The organism is Mycobacterium sp., assembly GCF_049673265.1.
GTDB lineage: Bacteria > Actinomycetota > Actinomycetes > Mycobacteriales > Mycobacteriaceae > Mycobacterium.
In genome coordinates this window covers 1-4,799 of sequence record NZ_JBATXN010000077.1, presented here as the reverse complement: position 1 = coordinate 4,799, position 4,799 = coordinate 1, and the positions used below count along the sequence as shown (strand labels likewise).

The following is a 4,799-nucleotide window of genomic DNA, read 5'->3' as shown; positions in this document are numbered from 1 at the left end:
ATATGAATCACTGCTCGCCGCGGGTCGCTACGCCGGCGGATGCCGCGACCGTGGCCCGGTTGTTGGACGCGTTCAACCGGGAATTCCATACGCCGACGCCGGGACCGCAGGTGTTGGCCACCCGACTGCGCAGCCTGCTGACCGGCACCGACGTCATCGCATTGCTCGCGGGCGATCCCGCTGTCGCTGTCGCACTGCTGACGTTGCGTCCCAACGTCTGGTACGACGGCCCCGTCGGCCTCGTGGACGAGCTCTATGTCGCACCTGGGGCGCGCGGACGCGGAATCGGTTCGGCGCTCTTAGCCGCGGTGGAATCGATCACCCGTCAGCGCGGCGGCCGGCTGGTCGAAATCGCGGTCGACGGTGCCGACACCGACGCCCACCGCTTCTACGAACGCCACGGCTATGAAGACACCGAGGCGGGACAAGGCCAGCCCAGCTTCTACTACCACCGCGCCATATAACCGTCACCGTTCCGCGGCGAATCCGCGCAGCGACGCCAGCTGCGCGGGATCCAATGAGGGCCGGACGGTTTCGCGCGCAGCAGCGACGTCGGCGGCCGTGATCTCGGCGGCGTCGACGGAGCGCCGCATCGCGGTAAGCGCAGCCTCACGCAGCAGCGCAACGCAATCAGCGGCGCTGTAGCCGTCCAGGTCGGCCGCCAGCGCGGCCAGGTCGACGTCGCGCAACGGAACCGACTTGCCCGCCGTGCGCAAGATGTCCAGACGGGCCGCTGCGTCAGGCGGTTCGACGAACACCAGCTTCTCCAGCCGGCCGGGGCGCAGCAGCCCCGGGTCGATCAGGTCGGGTCGGTTGGTGGCGCCGACCACCACGACGTCGCGCAGCGGCTCGATGCCGTCGAGCTCGGTGAGCAGAGCGGCGACCACCCGATCGGTGACGCCGGAGTCGAAGCTCTGGCCACGCCGCGGCGTCAACGCGTCGACCTCGTCGAGAAATACCAGCGACGGAGCGGAATCTCGTGCCCGGGCGAACAGTTCGCGCACTGCCTTCTCCGACGAGCCGACCCATTTGTCCATCAGCTCAGAGCCTTTGACGGCATGCACCGAAAGCCGTCCGGTGCTGGCCAGTGCACGCACCACATAGGTTTTGCCGCAGCCTGGCGGTCCGTACAGCAACACCCCGCGCGGCGGCTGAACACCGAGCCGGGCAAAGGTGTCGGGATGCTGCAGCGGCCACAGCACTGCTTCGGTCAATGCCTGCTTGGTGGCGGCCATGTCGCCGATATCGTCGAGCGTGATGGAGCCGAGCGTGACTTCGACGGCCGCTGAGCGTGACAGCGGCCTGATCACGGTAAGCGCGCCGAGCAGGTCGTCCTGGGTGAGCTTCGGCGGCGTGCCGTCGGAGCTGGCCCTGGCCGCTGCGCGCAATGCCGCCTCTCGCATTAGTGCGGCCAGATCGGCGACGACGAAACCCGGTGTGCGATCGGCAATCTCGCTGAAGTTGATATTTTCGGTGGGTACCGGCTTCAGTAGGCCTTGCAGCAGCGCCGTGCGTGTCGCCGCGTCGGGCAGGCTCAGCACCAGCTCGCGGTCGCACAGGTCGGGGGCGTGCAGCCGCGGATCGAGGTTCTCCGGCACCGACGACGTGACGATCACCGCGACGTTCGTGGCCGCGACCGCCTTACGCAGCTCGGCCAGGATCAGCGTCGCCACCGGTTCGGCGGTGGCAGGCAGCAGCGCATCGATGTCGGCGATCATCAGGACGCCGCCTCGGTCGCTGACATCTGCGACAGTTGAGGCGACCCGCTTGAGCCGGTCATCGGCGGTCAACGCCCCCACCTCCGGCCCGTCGAGCTCCACCAGCCGTCGGCCCGCGCAAACGGCGCGCACCAGCGTGGTCTTGCCCACACCGGCTGGACCCGACACCAGAACGCCCAAATTCGTTCCGGCGCCCAGGGTTTGCAGTAGGTGCGGCTCATCGAGTGCGAGCTTGAGCCACTCGGTCAATTTCGCCGCCTGCGCGCTGACGCCCTTCAGGTCGTTGACCGTGACCGTGACCGATGACGTCGTTGCCGGGGCCGGTTCTGACGGCGGTACTGCGTCCGTCACACCGGTTCCCCACGTCACCAACGAGTTTGGCTGCACGCTGACCGGACCGGTGGGATCGGCACCAGTGACAGTCAGCAGCTCCGAGGTCCAGCTGATGCCGACTGCCGACGCCAACGCGCTCGCTGCAGCCGACGTCGAGGTGCCTGGACCTAGGTCGCGTGGCAGCAGCGAGACCGCATCGCCGACGGTCAGCACCTTGCCGAGCAGAGCCTGCCGCAGGGTGGGCGGGGGAACCGATCGACTGGTCATCGCCGAGCCGCTCAGCGTGACCGAGCGGGCGCCGTACACCGTTGCAGCGCTGACGATTACGGCGGCGTCCTCGCTCAGGCCGGCGTTGGACAGCGTCACGTCGTCCAGCAAAACGATGCCGACCGGGGTTTGCGAGCCGGCCATGCCGGCCACCGCCGTCGTTGTCCGCGATCCAGTCAGCGATACCGCGTCCCACTCCCGAATGCCAAGGGCAGCAATGGCGTTGGGATGCAACCGGACAACACCGCGGCGCGAGTCGACGGCAGCGGTATTCAGCCGGGCGGTCAGCGTGAGCTGCGGGGGCGTCATGGTCGGCCGGTCGGCCTGCGCAAGCCCAATCGCGCCATCGACCGGCGGTTAGGCTGCGCGCGGCGGATCGCGCGCCGGGTGGCGCGCCGCTGCTTGGGTTTCTCGCCCCACGCCTCGGGATGCGCCGCCAGCCAGTGGTAGCTATGCACGGAAAACGGAATGTGGAACAGGTAGGCCGCGATCAGCACCATGATCAGGATGTAGGGGAACAGGAACGCCGCCGCCGCGACGATCGTCAGCGCTGCCAGCAGCAGCGCGGCCAGGTTCGGTGGCACCGACACAGCATGCATCTTGCGCATCGGAATCCGGCTGACCACCAGCATCGAGCAGGCCGCCACCCACGCGCAGACGAACCACGGCGACGTCCACCAGCCCGCACCGAACTGCAGCTTGGCGGCAAGCGGGCCGAGCGCTGAGATGGCGCCAGCCGGCGCCGGTATGCCGACGAAATACTCCCGCGCGAAGGCCGGCTGGCTGACGTCGTCGAGCAGCGCGTTAAACCTGGCCAGCCGCAACACGATTGACACCGCGTAGAGCAGCACCACAACCCAGCCCGCCGGCAGCGAGGGCAGCAACGACACATAGATCACCACCGCGGGGGCGACGCCGAAGTTCACCGCGTCGGCAAGCGAATCGATCTCTTCGCCCATCCGCGACTCGGCGTCCAAGATGCGGGCCACCCGGCCGTCGAGTCCGTCCAGGATCGCGGCGGCGGCAATCAGCGCTATCGCCACATGCGGTTGACCCTCCAGCGCGAAGCGGATCGAGGTCAGCCCCGCGCAGATGGCCAGCACGCTCATCGAGCTGGGCAGGATGCGCAGGTTGACCACTCGCCTGCCGCGAGGCTTAGTTATCAGCGCCGCTCCTCCTGCCATTTTCCGATCGCACTGCTCTGTTTATCGTCGCCGGCGCGGTAATCACAGTTGGGCCAGCACCGTTTCGCCGCCGACCGCGCGCTGGCCGACGCTGACCAACAGCTCCGCCCCGGCGGGCAGGTAGGTGTCGAGGCGGGACCCGAATCGGATCAGGCCGTAGGTGTCACCGATCGAGAGCTTGTCCCCGGCGTGTGCGTCGCAGACGATCCGCCGCGCCAGCAGACCGGCGATCTGCACCGCGACAATGTCCGCGCCGTCGTCGGTGCGGATCTGCATGCTGACGCGTTCGTTGTCGTCACTGGCGGCGGCCAGGTCGGCCGAGCCGAAGCGACCCGGTCGGTGCTGCACGGCAACCACTTCACCGCTGACCGGGGCGCGCTGCACGTGGGCGTCCAACAGTGACAGGAAGATGCTGACCCGGGGAAGCTCTGCGCTGCCCAAGCCGAGTTCGGCAGGCGGGGCGGCAGTGTCGATGACGCAGATCAGCCCATCGGCAGGAGCGACGACGACGCCGGGCCGGTTGGGCGGTACCCGCGGCGGATGCCGGAAGAACCCGGCGCACGCACCCGCGGCCAGCAGGCCGGCTCGGCGCAACCACCGATACCGGCGCCCCGCCAGGGCCACTCCCAGCCCGGCGGAGATGAACGGCAGGCCGGCCGGATGGACCGGCGGAACGGTCGTCCGCAGCAATGCCACCAGGCGCTGCGGGCCATTCAGGCCGTCAGAGGGGCGTCGTGCCACGCGGTCATCTTACGGAGCGGCGGCGAGTGTCAGACCGGATACGTCACACCGGTCAGCTCTTCGGAGACCTTCCACAGCCGTCGCTGCAAGTCCTCGTCGTGGGACTGCGCGCCGGAGGACACCAGCTCCGGGTGGCCGCGCTGCTCTCCCAGGCCATCCGGGCCGTAATACTGCCCACCCTCGGCCGTAGTCCATTTGCCCTTAGAGGTCATCGCCGAAAACGATACCCACCGGCGGCTGGGACCGCCTGATGGCATTCTCAGAGGCGTGGACAACCCCGAGCCGAGCCCGCCGGTCGCGGGCATGATCGATCCGGCGTATCCGCCCAGCCGGCGCGCGCCGCTGCGGTGGGCGATCGGCGGTGTGGTCCCGTGGCTGGTGTTGGCGGCAGGCCAGGTGGTGTGGTTCGCCATCGATAAGCGGCTGCCCTGGCTGCACATTTTGGTCGCCGTCGTCACCGTGTTGGGCGCGGCCGTCTCGCTGGCCGTCGTGCCGCTGTGGCGGTACCGGGTGCACAGGTGGGAGATCAGCCCGCAGGCGGTGTACACCCGGACCG

5 protein-coding genes and 1 pseudogene are annotated in these 4,799 nt (G+C 68.8%); 2 read left to right on the top strand and 4 right to left on the bottom strand.

The window, feature by feature from the left end:
* Positions 1 to 2: 2 nt before the first annotated feature.
* A complete protein-coding gene (locus tag WBF82_RS02790; RefSeq protein ID WP_424381576.1) occupies positions 3 to 464 on the top strand; it encodes a GNAT family N-acetyltransferase in 462 nt (153 codons plus the stop codon).
* A gap of 3 nt (positions 465 to 467) precedes the next feature.
* Here WBF82_RS02790 and WBF82_RS02785 read toward each other — a convergent pair whose 3' ends face one another.
* The 4 genes and pseudogenes from WBF82_RS02785 to WBF82_RS02770 form a co-directional block, all read right to left on the bottom strand.
* Entirely contained in the window at positions 468 to 2,627 is a 2,160-nt protein-coding gene (locus WBF82_RS02785) for an AAA family ATPase (RefSeq protein WP_424381575.1), read from the bottom strand.
* Complete coding sequence (locus tag WBF82_RS02780; RefSeq protein ID WP_424381577.1) at positions 2,624 to 3,484, bottom strand: CDP-alcohol phosphatidyltransferase family protein; 861 nt, start codon at positions 3,482 to 3,484, stop codon at positions 2,624 to 2,626. Before WBF82_RS02780 ends, WBF82_RS02785 begins: the two co-directional genes overlap by 4 nt.
* Positions 3,485 to 3,544: 60 nt before the next feature.
* Complete coding sequence (locus tag WBF82_RS02775; protein WP_424381574.1) at positions 3,545 to 4,243, bottom strand: phosphatidylserine decarboxylase; 699 nt, start codon at positions 4,241 to 4,243, stop codon at positions 3,545 to 3,547.
* Positions 4,244 to 4,272: 29 nt separating this feature from the next.
* A pseudogene (locus WBF82_RS02770) lies at positions 4,273 to 4,425 on the bottom strand (short-chain dehydrogenase); the annotation flags it as partial.
* Positions 4,426 to 4,510: 85 nt separating this feature from the next.
* Here WBF82_RS02770 and WBF82_RS02765 point away from each other — a divergent pair.
* A partial coding sequence (locus tag WBF82_RS02765; protein ID WP_424381573.1) for a PH domain-containing protein occupies positions 4,511 to 4,799 on the top strand: 289 nt, incomplete at its 3' end.